Raw genomic sequence first — 17,665 nt, 5'->3', positions numbered from 1 at the left:
ATTTCTTAGAACAAGATCCTCCCTCTCAACTTACACCTGAAAGTTTTTACACGAGCGAAGATCAGATACAAGCTGCAGCAAACCAGTTTTATATTGATATTCTTCCAGGACATGGAGGATGGAATTATGGAACATATACAACTGATAACAACACAGACAATCAAATGTCACGTACTCCAGGGAATCAGTTTTCGCCAACACTCTATCGAACAAGCAACACCAATGGAAGTTGGAACTGGTCTACGGTGCGTAATGTAAACTATCAACTCAATGTTATCAAAAATAAATATGAAGCTAAAAAGATTAGTGGAAATGATGCAAATCTTCGTCAATATATTGGCGAACTTTATTTCTTCCGTGCATATGCGTATTTTGAATTACTGAAAAGATTTGGAGATCTGCCTATCCTTACAGAAGCTTTGCCTGATAAGGAAGATGTTCTTGTTGAAGCAAGTCCACGTAAGCCGCGTAATGAGGTTGCTCGATTCATTATAAACAACCTTGATACTGCAGTCAATTATATGAAAGATCATAATGTTGCAACAACTCGCATAAATTATGATGCAGTAGAACTTTTCAAAAGTCGTGTAGCACTTTTTGAAGGGAGTTGGCTTACCAACTTTGCTGGAACTGCATTCGTTCCAAATGGGACCGGATGGCCAGGTGCAGAGAAGAATGCAGGATATCAATTTCCTACAGGCAACATTGAAGCTGAAGCTAAATGGTTTTTTGAGCAAGCTGCCACAGCTGCACAACTTGTTGCCGATAAATATAAAACAACATTAGCTATAAACAATGGGGTCGTTCCACAAGCACAAGGTCAGGATAATCCCTATCTTGACATTTGGGGAAGTGTCAATTGTTCTGGTTCTAAGGAAGTTTTATTATGGCGTCAATATAGTAAATCTCTCGGAGTACAAAATGATGTAGAGGTTTCTGTACAAAAAGGAAATATCGGAACCGGTTTCACACGTAGCATGATAGAGAGCTATCTAATGAAAGATGGTAAACCTATCTATGCCTCTACTTACACTTATTGTGATACCTCCTTAAATAAAGTGGCACAAGATCGTGATCCACGTCTTGCTGTTTTACTCAAGAAACCAGGTGATATCAATTGCTTTATCAATGTAAATGACGAGTCTGGAACTCATTGGACACATATAGAGCCTATCCCAAATATTCTCACAAATAATAACGAAGATGGTTATATCACTGGCTATTCCATACGAAAAGGAATGACACACGATCGTGCACTCACTGCAAATGGTGGAAGTTATAATGCTTGTATCATCTTCCGTGCAAGTGAAGCATTACTGAACTATATGGAAGCAAAATATATGCTTACCCATAGTTTAACATCAGGAAATATACTTGAATATTGGCGCATTATCCGAACAGCAGCAGGATTCACAGGAAGTGCGATAGATCCTGTTGTTACAATTAACGCAACAGATATGAACAAAGAAAGTAAAGACTGGGGAGCTTACACTGCAGGGACGCTTCTTTCTGATAAAGTCTTATACAACATACGCCGTGAACGGCGTTGTGAATTTATAGCAGAAGGCTTGCGTGATATGGACCTAAAGCGTTGGCGTTCATACGATCAACTAATTACCAAGCCTGCACATACTGAAGGTTTCCACTTCTGGGGTACCGTAATGCAGAATTGGTATAAGCCAAGTGATGTTATTGCAGATGGCTCTAGCTCAGCAACCGTATCTTCTCGGAATAAGAGTGAATATTTCCGTCCTCATGAAATCATAGAAGCAAATAATAACTTTTACGATGGACTCACATGGAAGATGGCATATTATTTAGAGCCTTTACCTCTTCGCCAATTCCTTCTCACAGCCCCCGATCATAGCACCATGAGTAAAAGCCCAATGTATCAAAACCCATATTGGCCAATGGAAGCTAATAAGAGTGCTCTCAAATAACACAACCAGAATTTATCAATAGTAAAGATAAAGAATCTACTCCAAAACAAAAAGAGGCTGAATCATAATAGAAAGATTCAGTCTCTTTTGTCTTATTATTCTTCATTAAAATGATAGAGACCTTGAAACCAATTAAAAAGTTAAACCTACTGAAGCCTCAACATATTGCCTTGTGCCATGAATGGAGGGTTGAGAGCTAAGTGCATAGCCTAATTGATAGGCTAAAGATAGGGATAATTGATAGGCAGAGAAGTTTCTTATCGCTCCGATATCTATGCGAGAACAAGCTATTGAAGTTGCATCATAACGCTGTAAAGGCAAAGCTAATTGAGTAGAGAAAACACTTTCTTGGGTTGAAGGATACTTCAATAAAGCTGAAGGGATAGAAAAACTCTGACTTACTCCATAGAAGAGCGCATAGTCACGAGCCAAAGGTTGTTGCGAACGATAGGCTGCACCCATGCGGAAAGCATCACGAAGGAAGACGTGTTGTGTTGCCCCATCTTGCCTTTTTTCATGTTCAAAGCTACCATTTATGCCATAAAGATCTATTCGTTTTGTAGAGAAATAATGATAGAGCAACGCATTTAGCCCTATATCTCGGTGCACATAAACATAATTTTTCTGTCCTCCAAGGATATTTTCTAACCTATCCCAGCCCTTAGTAAGATTTGCATAAGCCGTTGTCTGCAACCGAAGGTCACGTGAGAATGGATGAACAACGCCCAGAATAAATTCGGTTTGACGGAGATTATAGGTGGAAAGAAGATTAGCTGCCACGTTGGTAATTCTACTTCGCCGTATGCTATCACGCTGCAAATGATAAGAAACACGTGCCCAAAGCTGTGTACTATCTAAGAGAAGAGAAGTTTGCACAGCCAGTTCGTGTCCGTAAGTGTTAGCCTGCATCTCACGATTTTGTAGCTTACCAGTTTTTCGATGCATACCAAATCCCATCAATTCATAGGCCATATAATCAAGACGGTCTATGCGATCATTACTTTCATTGACATAGATGAGATTGTTATCGCTCGTACCATAATTTATTCCTACCCCAACAGCAATGTGCAATGGGGCAAGATTTAACTCGGTATTAAGGTGATAATACGAATTAAAACTTTCAGTAGAAGGGCGTGGATCATTACTGCGTGTTCCCTTGTGATACCTTATTTTCAGGCCCGCAGCAATGGTAAAGAGATGTGAAAGTTTATAAGCTGCAACTCCTTTTAGTTGATAAGTTTCATTCTGCCAATTGCCCTTACGCGGTGATGCAAAATAATAAGGCATCCCATTACGTGGCATTTCGCTAAGCAACCACCCTACACTATCTGCAAATTGCCTATCATAAGCAAACTCACCATAGAGTCGCCAGCGTTTAGAAGTATGCAGTCCCATGGATGAAAGTCGAATATTTGTGTCTTTCTCCGGTGTCTGAATACGTGTTAAAGCACCTTGCTCATGCGTAAAAGCGACTGAGGTATACCCATAATTAGATGCAGGAAGTAAGTAAACGCCCAAGGGCGAGGCCATAGTTTGATGATGTAACTGCCATTCATGAGGGGTTAGAACAGCAAAGCGAAGAAGGGAATCTTGGGCTTTTGCCATAGAAAAGAAGCCACACAAAAAAATAAAGAAAGGAATGCGCAGATACATATAAACAAAGTTTTAATTAAAGAAAATAAGATTATCTTTCATCACCTCGACCTTGAAGTGATAAAAACAAAATCTTCATCTTGCCATTTTAATATTACAACTTAGACTATTTTGAATATTATATAGCCTACCTACACCAAGGATGTAGGTAGGTTTATATTCAAAAAAGAAGAGCATTACTTACTTGGAGCGAATGCTTTTGGGTTAGGAATCATCTCAACAAAGTCGATTGCTGAATTATTGAGATCTTGTAAAATAATGCGTTCTTTATCTTTACGACTTATCTTACGAGAGACACAACGGAAGCTATTATCCGGTTTAGAGTAGGTGTAACTTGCATCAAGTGTCTTTGGGAATGCTTTTGGTGAAACATAACCATCAGCATTAGGGTTAATAACCTCGACAGCATCAATAATTGAAGCAATTGGAATTTGAGTGTAAAGCGTCTTGTTTGAATATCTCAAATCTCGGTAAGGAAGCTGATATGCGGGTAAAGAAGCTGGTGAAGAATGACGGAAAATAACATATCCCTCTTTACCATTTCGTGAGAATCTCATATATCTATTATTTCCTTTCTGAATCAATACCATGTTGGCAGCGTTCTTATTGTCCAATTCTTCATAACCAGGATATACTACATCAAACTCAGCATGACTCAAATCAACCGTAGAATCAGGCCATTCGGGAGTTACTTCTGTACCTCTTTGCGTCTTAAATGCCTGCTTATAGTTCTGTGCAAAAGGTGCTATGATAAAGCTTTCACCTGGTTTAACGGGATAATCTTTACCAGAACCTGGCACCATAACAACGATATTTCCATACACATACTTGTCGTTAGCTCCTGCAGGGTCTGCCATGCCTTCGGACTTACTCCAATCATAGGTACCTTTTGAAGTAAAATAAAACTTCTTATAAGCAGCAGACTTATGCCAAGTACCATCTGCCATATACCCATATCGATTCATTGTAGTGAGTGCAAAGCACAATCCATCAGCATAAAGTGTGTTTGCAGAGTTGTTGTAAATCTCTACAAAGCAATCATTTTCGCCTGCAGCTTTATAGTTGTCTGAACCTGCATAGTAAATCGTTTTAATGACAAAGTCATTTGTAGTAGAAGTTGTTAACTCTAAATTTATTTCCTGTTCTTTGTTAGGTTGAAGCTGTATTCCTGTTGCCGCGGCAGAGAACACCAAATCTTCTGTTTCACTTGTACCAGAGATTTCTGCATACTCTTCTGCCGAAAGCGTATAGGTTGCAACGATGTCATACATGTCTACAGGTAGATTAGACAACTCAATATCTGTATTAAATGAAGTCTCATAGGTTGTCTTTTTACCTGTACTGGTATTTGTTAAAGTAATCAGCACCTTCTTATTCTTTGCGTTTTCGAATGTCTTTCCCATTTTAACATTCAATTTCACCGAAGCACTTGACACTTCAGGAGTGTCATTTTCACCACAAGAGGCGAAGAAAATAGTCATGATTAGCGTCATGAACAGGGCAAGCTTACTGCCCCAATGTTTTGTTGTTTTCATTTCTTTATAAAATAATTATAAGTTAGTTCACCTTCTATAAGCATGTTGTCACTTAGAATTTATAGCTGACATCCATGCTCACTGTCGGTGGTTGATTAAAATATATACGTTCATTCTGGCGTTCAATCCAAGGACGATAATTGAACACATTATTTATATAGCATGATAATCGAAGTTTCTTTCCAATCTCCTTTGATACTCGAAGATGACAGTTTGGAATGATAAGAGGCTGAGATATTTCAACAGGTTCATTATCTTTAAGCCTTATATAGGTCCAACGAATATCTTTCCGTTGCTCTTCATTAAGATATACACGCTGGAAACTTTGATTATAATAGCCGATAGGGTAGATGTCAAAACCATAACGATTGAAATGTCGAAACCAGAAATTCTGCAATCTTAGATTGAATATCAAGCCAAGAGAGGCTATCTGTTTGGTAAGACTTAGCGTTGAGATGAGTTCATTAGAACTATTTTTTGTAGGCTTATATATCCCAGCAACAGCCTCTTTATCAAGGTCAATGCTTGTGCCCATGCGCTCCCCTTTCTGATAGTAAAAGCTGTAATTATAAACTACCGAGAAGTTTATATCTAATCCAATAGGTCGAATATTACGTAGACCTCCTATCCACTCCAAGCCTGCATTGCGACTATAAAGCTGGTTACGAGGTGTGAAATAACTGTCGATAATCAACTCGGGCGCGCCTTTCGGTGCATAAACAGGGCGCTGGTTGGGCTGTTGGGATAGCGTTTCGTAGCGCTGAACCCACATTGTATCGAGCACAGCCTCTGAACTTATGCCTCGCTGATCTATCTTTAGATAGCCCGTCAGCGATGTATTAAAGTTTGATTTTGCATAGGTTGTCCCCAATTCAAAGCTATGTGTGTAAGGAGAACGCAAGTTGGGATTGGTAGGATCAATCACCTTTGTCTTGTATAAAAACAAGCGTTCGTTAGCATTATTACTGTAATTACTATATACAAGGCGGTCAAAATACACATTTTCAGGATAGAGATATGCTGTGGCAGGAATCTTATAACTAATACCATAGGCTGCATTGAAGCTCAAACCATTGTCAAATGCCCACATGGTATTAAGGCGTGGACTGGCTGCAAAGCGCTGATTCTGGAACTCAAGTCGCACACCTGCGGTTGCACTTAGCGTTCCATGGGTTGTTGGCAACATAAACTTATCCTGCAAATAGAAGCCAGATTGGTTTAGTTTTATACGGTTATGATACTTATAAGATCGGTCTCCACGCCCACCTTGTCCACCATCATAGAATGGTGTTTCAGCATTAAAAATCTTGCCTTTACCATGATTAGACTCATGACGAGCAAAGATTCCTAAACTTAAGGTATGTGTAGACTGTCCCCATTTCAGCGTCCGCCGTGCTTCAACATTCCCCGAGAGTGCCAAGGGTTTGCCATCTATCTCTAAGAGTGCATTATAATAAGGTGGGGCAACATCGGTTTCGTGCAATCCATTCGTATAGGCATCGGTGATAAGATTAAGCCTATTGTTGGCAATAAATTCTTCGTGCATATCGTATTGATGCGATAGAGAAAGCGAGAGATTATAGTCTATCGCATCTACAAAAGCATTTTCTTGAGGCGACAACAACCCACGAAAAGAAAGGCGAAAATTCTGCCTATCAGTGCGTGTTCTGTTAAGCTTTGCATCAGGATCGCTTTTCAACCCGTCAATATTTTTAGAGAAATCAGCTGATATAGTGTTTTCCCAGCCCAAAGCTTTACTAAGCGTATGTGTCCACGTTGCATTGAAAGCAATGTTCGAATTGGTTTTCAATCGGTCGCGTCGGTCACGAGTACTGTGCATATAATCCACGTTAAGATTCAGCAATCCCCAACGTTCGCCAAGCGAAAAACCCTTCCCTAACGACGCATTAAAGATGTCATACTGCACCTTTACACTACCAAAGAATGGAGTAAGTCCAGCCCGTCGATTAATTATTACAGCACCACTGCTCAAGTCACCATACTTAACAGGCGCCACACCTGAAATCACTTCGACGCTCTCTATCGATGAAGCTGGGATCAAACGAAGGTCATTTCCACTGCCCACATTCTCGTTATTGTCTGTATTAAAGCGTCGATCGAACATCTTCACCCCACCCCACTTACCATAGCTATCAAGCTGCATGTTGGTGTTGTTGGATATGGGTGTCCCATCCACTACATAGGCTATACCGAAGGCTGCATTGCGAACATAGTCGTTAAGCTTATTGCGTGAATAGGCATCAAGCGGGTTTTGGAGGTCTCCTTGCAATGCCGAACGCAGGGTAAGAAAGCTGGCATTGTGCATATCTGTATTGAGAATGGCCTTTCCCGGAAGTGTTTGGACGATGTCAGCCATACTATAAGCCTGGATATTGTCAATCGTATTTCGCTGTATTAAGATTGAGGAGTTGCTGTGTATCGGTGTTCGTGTTGCATTCACTTGCACCCCTTTCAGATATAAATTGTTATCCTCTAAAGCAATGTTTATCTTCTTATTCTTTGCAATAGCATCTTGCGCTATGGTCAAACTGCGTGTAGCCTTTCCCAAATACGACACTGTAACGCGCGTACCTTTATTAGAAAACAATGATAATTTGAGGCGAAGCTGTCCTTGCGCATCGGCAGTATAGGTGAGACCGGCACTCTCCACTACAACCGAAGCAAAAGGCAAAATCTGACCTTCACTGTCTGTTATCGTCAGTGAAACACTCTCTTCGGTGGTGCTGGCCTGTACAACCGCAACACAAGAACATATTGACAATAACAAAAACAAAAGCAAAGCCCGCATTTGATTGAACACAAGAAGTGCGAGATGATTCATGATGCTAAGAAGCGTTTAGTTCTACTGGATGATAAATTTCATAATTATGGGTGCAAAGGTAAAAATAAACATAACTTCAAACAATACCTATAAATAAGTATTTATCATAGAAAAGCCGTCTCCTTCCGTCATAAATTAAGTGCAGCTTCCACACAGTCCTGCTTTGCAGATAAGTCCGCGCTGCGACTAAGCGATGAAGGTCCACGCAAACATCTGACCATAAGCGGGTTACAATTCACATGAAAACACGCGATCATTCAAGTGAAATAACGACACAAAATGATAGGATTCAAGAGCTATTTTGACGGACTTCTCAATCAACTTTCCATGAGCGTGGAAAACCATGAGCCAAAGGCATGACAACCAACACCTCTCCTTGTGGCGATGAAAGCCACAAGAGGGGCTATCCATTCATCCTCAACAATTAGATCATCAACCCACCCACCGAAAGTCATCAGCCCGACATACCACCAAAGAAAAATAGATTTTTACTTTGTTGTTTAATGGGTTTGACGTATCTTTGCAATCAAAATAAAACAAAAAAAGATGGATCTTAAAATCAAACTAACCGTGATGAACTTCCTGGAGTTTGCCGTCTGGGGAGCCTATCTCACTTGTATGGGAATCTATTTAGGCAATATCGGTTTAGGCACACACATCGGCTCATTCTATGCTATGCAGGGAATAGTTTCTATTTTCATGCCGGCCATCATGGGAATCATTGCCGACCGTTGGATTCCTGCACAGCGTTTGTTGGGCATTTGCCATCTGTTTGCCGGCCTGTTCATGTTTGGCATGGCCTGGTATAGCAATCAAGCGGGCGACAATGTGTCGTTTTCTACGCTCTTCTTACTCTATTCGTTGAGCGTTGCTTTCTATATGCCGACACTGGCATTAAGCAATTCTGTTGCCTACTCTTCACTCACTCAAGCTGGTCTTGACACGGTAAAGGCCTTCCCACCGATACGTGTTTTCGGAACCATTGGATTCATCTGTACGATGTGGTTTGTAGACATCATGGGCTTCAAAAGCACCCAAATGCAGTTTGTTGTGAGTGGTGTTTTGAGCATTGTGCTGTTCTTATACACCTTCGCTCTACCCAAATGTGCTACTTGTTTGACCGGACAAAAGAAGAGTCTTGTAGAGGCTTTCGGGCTGAGAGCCTTCACCTTGTTCAAACAAAAGAAGATGGCTATCTTCTTCATCTTCTCCATGTTGCTCGGTGTAAGCCTTCAAATCACAAATGGTTTTGCCACACCTTTCATCGAAAGTTTTAAGACTATTCCAGAATATGCAGGTACTTTTGGCGTGAAATATCCCGTTATCCTCTATTCAATCTCACAGATTAGCGAGACCCTTTGCATTTTAATGATTCCATTTTTCATGAAGCGTTACGGCATCAAAAACGTGATGTTGATTGCCATGTTCGCCTGGGTGCTACGCTTTGGACTATTGGGAACCGGCAATCCCGGTGGCGGAGTGTGGATGTTTATCGCCTCAATGATTATCTATGGTGTGGCATTTGACTTCTTCAACATATCTGGTTCACTCTTCGTTGACAAGACAACCGACCCCTCTATCCGTTCAAGTGCGCAAGGACTTTTCATGCTCATGACCAACGGAATTGGCGCTACGGTAGGCTCTTTTGCTGCCCAAGCCGTTGTCAACAGCCACACAACAGACGGCACAACAGCGTGGGCAAGCTGCTGGTTTACCTTTGCTGCATACGCCCTTTTGGTATGTATTAGCTTCGCACTCATGTTCCGTCCCGGTAAAACTGCAAACACATAATGGAGAAAACAAGACTGAAATACAACAATGTTTCTGAGATTGTCGGTGCTGCTGGCATTGGACTTATCGTGTTGACTGACGAAGAAAAGACGCGTCAGATTTCGATTACCTGTGACGAAGACATGGTAAGAGCTTTCAGTCTACGTATGGCTCATGTGCCCGAAACCAACCGACTGCTTGCCGAAGCCACAGGAAGGCTGTTCATAGAAACAGGGCATCAACTTGAAGTTTATATCTACAGCCTCAACGATGGACAATATCGCACGCTGCTGATGGACAATGACAGTAAGGCGGTAAGCAACATTAGAGCCAGTGACGGCATTCTCTTTGCCATGGCCAATAACTTGCCTGTCACCATAGACACAGCCTTGTTTCAGAGTCAGAGTACGCCATTCTCGGCAGGAACCACCAATAGAATGTCACTCCCTATCAATGCTTTGTCTGATGAGATGCTGCAAATGGCCCTCGACAAGAGCATCAAAGACGAGGACTATAAGATGGCAGAATACCTCAATGAGGAACTGAAACGTCGCAAAAAAAAGCAAGAATGAAAGAAGAAAGATATTTCTATGTGCCCAATGCTGCCACAAACAATCAGCTTCCCGAAGAGGAAGCAGGTCATGCACTGCGTGTGTTGCGATTGCAAAGTGGCGACAACATGGTGCTGATGGATGGCAAAGGGACCTTCTATCATGCCATTGTGACCTTGGCTTCTCATAAGAAATGCTTATATGAAATTCAGGAAACACTGCCCCAAGAGAAAACATGGAGCAGCCAAATCCACTTGGCTATTGCCCCAACGAAGAACATAGACCGCATAGAATGGCTTGCAGAGAAGGTCACAGAAATTGGCTTTGACGAGCTGAGTTTCCTGCATTGCACCTTCTCTGAGCGCAAGATGCTGCGCCAAGACCGCATAGAAAAGATTGTTGTCTCTGCGGCAAAGCAAAGTCGCAAGGCATGGATGCCAAAGGTAAATGCACTCGAATCCTTCAAAGAATTTATCACAACACCACGCGAAGGACGAAAGTTTATTGCTCATTGCTATACAGAAATAGAGAAGAAAGACTTCTTCGATGCCATCACCAACGATGACCTTGCCACCCCAATCACAGTGCTTGTTGGCCCGGAAGGCGACTTTTCAATTGATGAAGTGAGGTTGGCAATGGAACAAGGATATGAGAGTATCACGCTTGGCAAAAGCAGGCTACGAACAGAAACCGCTGGGCTGATGGCCGTTACAATGGCACAAATCGCTTTAAGAAAATGAAAAAAACAATATATTTACTGATTGGTTTATGGATGATTTGTCTTTCATCCTGCACCGATAACAGCTATATCAACGCAATTCCAGGTGAGAGTACGGCGCTCATCTCTATGGATCCTGCCCGCATGAGTGGTATTAACAATGTGGCCGTTCTAAAGACTTTGCTCCACATGACGAACTTCGACAAGAGTGGCATTGACGCCAGTCATCGCATCTTTCTTTTCGAATCGCCAGATGGCAACCTTGGACTTTGTGCCAAAGTGGATGATGCCGACCATCTGAATGAAACATTCAAGCAACTGTCGGGAAAGGGATTATGTCCTAATCCCGTGAAAAGAAAGGGCTTTCACTTTACGGTTTTGAAAGACGCTTGGGTGGCAGGATGGAGTGATAAAGCGATTTTGGTCATGGGCCCTGTCACGGTTGATGCACAGGCTGCCTTGCAACTGCAGATAGCGCAATACTTAAAACAAGACGACGACGAAGGAATCACGAGCAGCAAGCTCTTTACTAAGCTTGATTCTATTGATGCCCCGATGAGTATGGTGGCACAAGCGGCTGCCCTACCCGACCAGTTTATCGCTCCGTTTACACTCGGTGCACCAAAGGATGCAGATGCTTCACAAGTGTTGATAGCTGCAGAAATGAACATCAAACAGCAGATGATGCACATCAATGGTGAGACTTTCTCGTTCAATCCACGTGTGAATGAGGCGCTGAAATCAGCCCATGGCGTCTATCGTCCCATACAAGGAAAATATGTATCTGCCATGCCTGCTAATGCCATGTTAGGCATGTTCCTCAATGTTGACGGCAAGAAGTTCCTGCCACTCATGCAGTCCAACAAAGGTATTCAAGCCCTGTTGACAGGCATTAACACCGCCATCGACATGGATAACATTATCCGTAGTGTCGACGGAGATATGGCGATCATCACTCCTTCGTTTGCTGCTGATAAGTTATCAATGAGCATGACGGCGCAATTGAATAACACAAACTGGACCAAAGACATTGATGATTGGAAAAAAAGTTGCCCTGCTGGTGGGAAGATTATTGATTGGAAACCTAACGCATGGGCGTATACGAGTGACAAAACCTCATTTTATTTTGGCTTCAGCAACGACAAACAATTCTTTAGCGGAAGTAGCAAAGAAGAGGCAGAAAAAGCAATTTATCCTGCCAAACAACAGCTTTCGGCTCATATAAAGGATATGGTGAAAGGCCAAAAGCTCGTGATGATTATCAACATGGCTGCGATGTCTCAAGGAAAGTCGGGGGCTGTGACTGCAATGTTAAGTCCTGTTTTTGGAAATATCAATACGATTGTATATACATTAAAGTAGGAAAATTGGAAACCATTAGATTCTGTTCTGTTGTTCCTCAAGTGTTTTCTTCGATTGCCAATCAACTTGAATCAGACATTTGGAACACAGAAGCCGTTTTTCAAAAAGGCCATTTATATCTTGTAGAAGCAGACTCTGGAAAGGGCAAAAGCACCTTTTGCAGTTATGTAGTGGGCTATCGGCGCGACTATAGCGGCCATGTAATGTTCGACGAAACTGACACGATGTCTTTCACAGTTAAAGACTGGGTGAATGTGCGTCAGCGCCATATCAGCCACCTTTTTCAGGAACTTCGTCTCTTTTCTGAACTCACAGCATTAGAGAATGTAGAAATAAAAAATGCGATAACAGGCTTTAAGTCTCGGGAGAAAATCATAGAATGGTTTGACATGTTGGGCATAGGCGACAAGCTAAATGCAAAGATTGGGCACATGTCTTTTGGTCAACAACAGCGTGTTGCCATGATAAGAGCACTCGTACAACCATTCGATTTTATTCTTGTTGACGAGCCCATCAGTCACTTAGACGATACAAACTCGGACATCATGGCCAAGATTATGATGACCGAAGCCAAGGCCCAGGGTGCAGGAGTCATCGTTACAAGCATTGGCAAACGCATGAATTTAAACTACGAAAAGACGTTTAAGCTATGAATTTAGTTTGGAAATTATTGCGTCAGCACATTAGTATTCCGCAATTTGCAGGCTTCTTTTTCGCCAACCTCTTCGGCATGTTGATTGTACTTTTGGGTTGGCAGTTCTATAAAGATGTGGCTCCGGTGTTCACTGCCGAAGACAGTTTTATGAAAAGCGACTTTCTGATTGTCAATAAGAAGATAGGAACCGCAAACACAATCAATGGCCGTAGCAACACCTTTACCAACGAAGAGATTGACGATTTGAGTCAACAGCCATTTGTAAGCAGTGTTGGTAAATTCACGAATACCGCCTATAAGGTAGATGCAAACATGAGTGTCAACGGCACTCCGGTGTTGAACAATGGCGAGATTAGCTTTGAAAGCATTCCCGACAAGTTTGTAGACACAAAGATGAGCAACTGGAAATACACCCCCGGCGACAAGGTTGTGCCCATCATTCTGCCTCGCATCTATCTCACGATGTATAACTTTGGCTTTGCCCAGAGCCATTCATTGCCGAAGATTAGCGATGGCCTTGTGGGTATGATTGACTTCAGCATCTTTATTCATGGCCATAAAAAAGAAGGTCAGTTCAAAGGAAAGGTGATAGGTTTCTCCAATCGTTTGAGTTCAATTCTCGTTCCCCAAGCCTTCATGGACTGGTCAAACGAAACCTATGCGCCAGGAGACGACCATGCGCCCACACGCTTAATCATGGCATTAAGCAATCCCGGTGACCAGCAATTCACAAAATATCTCGACCGCAAAGGTTATGAAATAGAGAATGACAAACTGAATGCGGAGAAAACAACCTACTTCCTTCGTTTGATGGTGACAATGGTAATGATTGTCGGTTTGATTATTTCTATCCTTAGTTTTTATATTCTCATGCTGAGCATCTATTTGCTTGTGCAAAAGAATTCCAGCAAATTAGAGAATCTATTGCTCATTGGTTATAAGCCCACACAAGTCGCTCGTCCCTATCAGCTGCTGACCATTGGGTTAAACATTGCCGTCTTAGTCATTGCTTTAGTAGTGTTATACTTTGTCAGAAACTATTATATGGATGTCATTGAAACATTATTCCCCGATATCGAAGATGGCTCAATGATTCCAGCTCTGACCTTAGGCAGTGCATTATTGGTTATGGTCAGCTTATGCAATCTCATTGCAATACGTAACAAAATCGTGCGCATCTGGAAGCGAAAGGAATAAGCTCACGCGCTAAACACCATAAGAATGAAAGAAAACAAGAAGATTTTAGGCCACGTTGTCGGCATCATCACCGTATTATGTTGGGGTGGAACCTTTATCAACACCAAATATCTCATCATGGGAGGATTGGCTCCTCACGAGATTTTCTTATTGCGTTTTCTGATTGGCTACCTTTGCATCTGGACAATATCTCCGCGCCGTTTGTTCTGCGACAACTGGAAAGACGAAGCTCTCATGGTGCTTATCGGCATGACAGGTGGCTCACTTTTCTTCCAAGCCGAAAACATGGCAGTGGCACTCACCTATACCACAAACGTGTCGTTCATAGGCAGTACGGCTCCACTGATTACGACTTGTCTGGCCATCGCCTTTGTAAAGAGCGTAAAGGCCGACTTTCGGCTCATCCTCGGTTCATTGATCGCCTTGGCTGGTGTCGGCGTAGTCATCTTCAATGGCCAGTTTGTTCTTCACCTCAACCCACTCGGCGATCTCTTGGCTTTGCTTTCGGCCTTGGCGTGGGGTATCTATAGTTTACTGATGAAACGAGCCTCAGCCCGATACAGTGCCGTGTTCATCACGCGAAAAGTATTCTTCTATGGCATCATCACCATCTTACCCTTGTTTGCTGTTGAGCCATGGCACTTCCCACTTGACAACTTCCTCAAACCCACCATTTGGCTCAACCTTTTATTCTTAGGCTTCATTGCGTCCTTCGTTTGCTTTGCACTTTGGGGTTGGGTCATCCGAGAAATCGGAGCCATGAAAGCCTCCAACTACATTTATCTCAATCCCGTCACCACGGTTATTGCCAGCGCCATCTTCCTCAACGAACCCATGACGCTCATGGCATACATCGGTAGCGCCTTGATTCTTCTCGGTGTTTACGTGGCCAATCAAGCGAAAGGAATATAACGCCGACCAAGAAAAAAGCTATCAAACGGCCTGCAGCCTCGCGCCACAACGATGATTATCGCGCCTTATTCCTTTCATTTCTACTCCGAGCAAACGCGTTTTTGCACGCAAAAGATAGCGGAAAATGAAAACTTATTTTAATTTTCTTTTTCTAATTCGAATTATTTCCTTACCTTTGCGCCCAAACTTCACTCTACGACAGAGCGAAATCTAAGAATTTCATTATAATTCATGGTAACAAACCTTCAATTTACAAGGTACAGAGGCAGTGTAGAAAGAAACGATTTTTCTGCAAAAAAGTCATCAAATTATTTGGTAGTTCCAAATAATTTGCTACTCTCTCTCATTGGCGCCACGCCAATAACTACACTCTTAAACATTTTCTCCTACGCGCGCGTGAAGCGTGACGTATCTCCTATAAACAAAGGGCTCAACCGAGTTCCCTTTGTACAATTTTTATGTCTTTTCACTAAAATATAGAAGAGGAAATAACAACACTTTTATGTAATCATCAATTCAATAATTTATAATAGTAACACAATGAAACAATTTCTACTCACATTTTTGCTTCTCATAATTCCGTTTGCCTGCTTTAGCCAGGAGTGGAACTGGACCGATCCTGAAACAGGCATAGCATATCGTATAACGGTGACAGATGAGGCAAATAAGTATGCAAGTTTATATAATTATTCACTCCCTACTCCTGCGCCACAGGTAGTCAAAATTCCGGATACCTATAATGGCTATAAAATAACGGAGGAGAATGTGAACTTCTATGGGAATAATGGTGTAAAGAAAGTAATCCTTCCCAAATATTTGAAGAGGATAGAAGATTACAGTTCGTTTCATGGTGCCTTTGATATAGAGGAAATAGTTTGGAATTCAGAATTGGAATGGATAGGGCAAGAGATATGTGATCAGACGTCTAAACTGCGAGAAGTAGATTTATCAAATACAAAGGTAACCTATATCGGTTTTATGGCCTTTTGGCAAAATACATATGCCCAAACTCCTCAACTAAGTAGTTTTAAGCTTTCTCCCTGTATTCAAGAACTTGACGATGGTATATGGACGAGTGTCCCTCTTAAAACCCTCACCCTGCCAGCCAGCTTAGAAAAGATTACCCAATATACTTTTCAGGGAATGGGAGAATTGGAAGAACTTATCTTTGAAAGCCCAACGCCAGCCACGATTGTCAAAGGTCATTCTATGTATTCGGGAACCCCAACAGGAGACCAGCTTTTTGACGACTGTCCAAAGCTAAAAGTGGTGCAAGTTCCAGTAGAGTCATCAGTAGATTACAAGGCCGCGATGTGCTTTGAAAAGACAAAAGAGCTCTATCATGAGAAGCTTGTCATCGGTCCCGCCGGCTACACCACCTACTACCTCGAGAATGAGAATTTCCTCGTTCCCACCGGCTGCACCGCCTACATCATCACCGGCGTTACACCGAGTGGTACCGCTGCGCCCGACCAAGCCATTGTGAAGGCTTTCGGCGCGGGCAAAATCATTCCTAAGCAGACGGGCTTCATCTTGCAAGGCACACCAAATACCACCATTGAATATCGCGCAGCCGTTACAGGCATCGAAGAAGATGTGACAGGCAATCTCCTTGTGGGCACGGCTACCGAACGAGAGATTAGTGGGGCAGGCTACAAATATTACGTTCTTTCAAACAGCGGCGACCAGGGCCTCGGCTTCTACAAACAAGGCACTCGCGGAGGCGCTTCTATCAAGCTGAAAGCGCATCGTGCTGGTCTTCGATTGACGGAAAGTATTGCGCGTGCAAAAAGCTTTTTCATCGATTTTGATGCTGCTCGAGAAAATGCAAATGTTGCAGGCATCCGCAATATCGGACAAGAGGCTGAGGGCCGCGACAATGTTATCTACGACCTCCAAGGCCGTCGTGTGAAAAACCCAACACATGGCATTTATATTATTAACGGAAAGAAAGTCATCAAATAATCGCATACAAGAATGAAAAAGAAATATACAACGCCCCACATCGCAACTGCTCGGTTAATGACCACAGATAATATTGCTCAGTTTATCGTAAGTTCGCATGCCGTAGGTGAGGACCAAGGCCTTGCCAAGCGTACTCCCTTCTTTGACGAAGAGGTGTCTGACAATAATCCATGGGATGAAGATAACTAAGATATAACAGAAAGTTCATATAATAAGTTCTTCGTCGGTCGACTAAAAGCTGAAAATAAAAACAAGCTGTTGTCGGCCGACGAAACATAAAAACCGCGCTTCTGCACACTGCAAAAAGACCAAAAAGAAGATTTTCATGCTTCTGCACGCTGCAGAAAGACCAAAAAGAAGTTTTTCACGCTTCTGCACACTGCAGAAAGGCCAAAAAGAAGTTTTTCACGCTTCTGCACACTGCAGAAAGACCAAAAAGAGTTTTTCATGCTTCTGCACACTGCAGAAAGACCCAAAAGAGTTTTTCATGCTTCTGCACACTGCAGAAAGACCAAAAAGAAATATTATAAGAAAGAAAGTATTAAAATTCAATTATCACTAACTT

At 42.3% G+C, this 17,665-nt stretch carries 13 protein-coding genes; 10 read left to right on the top strand and 3 right to left on the bottom strand.

Translation table 11 applies throughout. From position 1 onward, the window contains the following. The coding region (locus HMPREF9420_RS09505; protein WP_007135433.1) for a RagB/SusD family nutrient uptake outer membrane protein at positions 1-1,940 on the top strand (1,940 nt) is incomplete at its 5' end. A gap of 132 nt (positions 1,941-2,072) precedes the next feature. Here the strand turns inward: HMPREF9420_RS09505 and HMPREF9420_RS09500 are convergent. The 3 genes from HMPREF9420_RS09500 to HMPREF9420_RS09490 all read right to left on the bottom strand — a co-directional run bounded on the left by HMPREF9420_RS09500 (position 2,073) and on the right by HMPREF9420_RS09490 (position 7,970). After that, complete coding sequence (locus HMPREF9420_RS09500) at positions 2,073-3,545, bottom strand: DUF6850 family outer membrane beta-barrel protein (RefSeq protein ID WP_007135432.1); 1,473 nt, start codon at positions 3,543-3,545, stop codon at positions 2,073-2,075. 224 nt (positions 3,546-3,769) lie between these two features. After that, positions 3,770-5,128, bottom strand: coding sequence for a DUF4876 domain-containing protein (locus tag HMPREF9420_RS09495; RefSeq protein WP_007135430.1), 1,359 nt, complete (start codon positions 5,126-5,128; stop codon positions 3,770-3,772). 52 nt (positions 5,129-5,180) lie between these two features. Then, positions 5,181-7,970: a TonB-dependent receptor gene (locus HMPREF9420_RS09490; protein WP_007135429.1), complete on the bottom strand. Its 2,790-nt coding sequence runs from the start codon at positions 7,968-7,970 to the stop codon at positions 5,181-5,183. Between the two features lie 546 nt (positions 7,971-8,516). Between HMPREF9420_RS09490 and HMPREF9420_RS09485 the strand changes: the two genes are divergently transcribed. The 9 genes from HMPREF9420_RS09485 to HMPREF9420_RS14265 all read left to right on the top strand — a co-directional run bounded on the left by HMPREF9420_RS09485 (position 8,517) and on the right by HMPREF9420_RS14265 (position 17,289). Next, positions 8,517-9,761 carry an MFS transporter gene (locus HMPREF9420_RS09485; protein ID WP_007135427.1) on the top strand — a complete coding sequence of 415 codons (1,245 nt, stop codon included), beginning with the start codon at positions 8,517-8,519 and terminating at the stop codon, positions 9,759-9,761. After that, the gene (locus HMPREF9420_RS09480) at positions 9,761-10,312 is read left to right on the top strand and encodes a bifunctional nuclease domain-containing protein (RefSeq protein WP_007135426.1); all 552 of its coding nucleotides are present in this window, start codon (positions 9,761-9,763) and stop codon (positions 10,310-10,312) included. Before HMPREF9420_RS09485 ends, HMPREF9420_RS09480 begins: the two co-directional genes overlap by 1 nt. After that, positions 10,309-11,031, top strand: coding sequence for a 16S rRNA (uracil(1498)-N(3))-methyltransferase (locus tag HMPREF9420_RS09475; RefSeq protein ID WP_007135425.1), 723 nt, complete (start codon positions 10,309-10,311; stop codon positions 11,029-11,031). Before HMPREF9420_RS09480 ends, HMPREF9420_RS09475 begins: the two co-directional genes overlap by 4 nt. Further along, positions 11,028-12,371 (top strand): DUF4836 family protein, encoded by a 1,344-nt coding sequence (locus tag HMPREF9420_RS09470; RefSeq protein ID WP_007135424.1) that lies wholly within the window; start codon positions 11,028-11,030, stop codon positions 12,369-12,371. Before HMPREF9420_RS09475 ends, HMPREF9420_RS09470 begins: the two co-directional genes overlap by 4 nt. A 5-nt stretch (positions 12,372-12,376) precedes the next feature. Then, a complete protein-coding gene (locus HMPREF9420_RS09465; RefSeq protein WP_007135423.1) occupies positions 12,377-13,024 on the top strand; it encodes an ATP-binding cassette domain-containing protein in 648 nt (215 codons plus the stop codon). Next, positions 13,021-14,223: a membrane protein gene (locus tag HMPREF9420_RS09460; RefSeq protein ID WP_007135422.1), complete on the top strand. Its 1,203-nt coding sequence runs from the start codon at positions 13,021-13,023 to the stop codon at positions 14,221-14,223. The genes HMPREF9420_RS09465 and HMPREF9420_RS09460 overlap by 4 nt, the downstream gene beginning before the upstream one ends. A 24-nt stretch (positions 14,224-14,247) precedes the next feature. Next, the gene (locus HMPREF9420_RS09455; protein WP_007135421.1) at positions 14,248-15,135 is read left to right on the top strand and encodes a DMT family transporter; all 888 of its coding nucleotides are present in this window, start codon (positions 14,248-14,250) and stop codon (positions 15,133-15,135) included. 540 nt (positions 15,136-15,675) lie between these two features. Further along, a complete protein-coding gene (locus HMPREF9420_RS09450; protein WP_007135420.1) occupies positions 15,676-17,100 on the top strand; it encodes a leucine-rich repeat protein in 1,425 nt (474 codons plus the stop codon). Positions 17,101-17,112: 12 nt separating this feature from the next. Beyond that, a complete protein-coding gene (locus HMPREF9420_RS14265) occupies positions 17,113-17,289 on the top strand; it encodes a hypothetical protein (RefSeq protein WP_007135419.1) in 177 nt (58 codons plus the stop codon). Positions 17,290-17,665: the final 376 nt, after the last annotated feature.

The sequence above is a fragment of the Segatella salivae DSM 15606 genome, assembly GCF_000185845.1.
GTDB lineage: Bacteria > Bacteroidota > Bacteroidia > Bacteroidales > Bacteroidaceae > Prevotella > Prevotella salivae.
This window is presented reverse-complemented; position numbering and strand designations above follow the sequence as displayed.